This is a genomic window from Paratractidigestivibacter sp. (genome assembly GCF_052362415.1).
In the GTDB taxonomy this organism is placed as follows: Bacteria; Actinomycetota; Coriobacteriia; order Coriobacteriales; family Atopobiaceae; genus Paratractidigestivibacter.
Genome location: NZ_DAWEMK010000025.1, coordinates 16,389 through 17,026 on the forward strand (window position 1 = coordinate 16,389; position 638 = coordinate 17,026).

The following is a 638-nucleotide window of genomic DNA, read 5'->3' on the forward strand; positions in this document are numbered from 1 at the left end:
CGGCTCCGACGCGGGCGCGCTTGGTGTTCAGGTTGTACATGTTCTTGGACCAGTTCTCAATCGTCGAGTAGCGCAGGCGCGCGCCGTCCTTGACGAAGAGCTCGACCGCGCCCGCGTGGAGGTTGGCCGCGAAGTACTTGGGCGCGGAGCAGCCCTCGATGAAGTGCAGGTCGGCGCCCGGCTCGACGATGATGAGCGTGTGCTCGAACTGGCCGGCGCCCTCCGCGTTCAGGCGGAAGTAGCTCTGCAGCGGGTAGTCGAGGGTCACGCCGGCGGGCACGTAGACGAACGAGCCGCCGCTCCAGACGGCGTAGTGCAGCGCCGCGAACTTGTGGTCGGTGGGCGGGATGAGGGTGCCGAAGTACTCGTGCACCACGGGCTCCCAGGCGGGATCGTGCAGCGCGTCCTCGATGGTGGTGTAGACGACGCCCTGCTTGGCGACCTCCTCGCGCATGTTGTGGTAGACGATCTCGGAGTCGTACTGGGCGCCGACGCCGGCCAGGCTCTCGCGCTCGGCCTCGGGGATGCCCAGGCGGTCGAAGGTGTCCTTGATGTCGGCGGGCACGTCGTCCCAGCTCTTGGCCTGCTTGGTCTTGGGCGAGACGAACGTCGAGATGTGGTCGAGGTCGAGGCCGGCG

Annotated in this window: 1 protein-coding gene; it reads right to left on the bottom strand. The window is 67.7% G+C overall.

Annotated elements, in window-relative coordinates:
- Nucleotides 1-638, bottom strand: a 638-nt coding sequence (locus ACT84W_RS04095; protein ID WP_444328295.1) for a SufD family Fe-S cluster assembly protein, incomplete at both ends; no start/stop codon positions are given.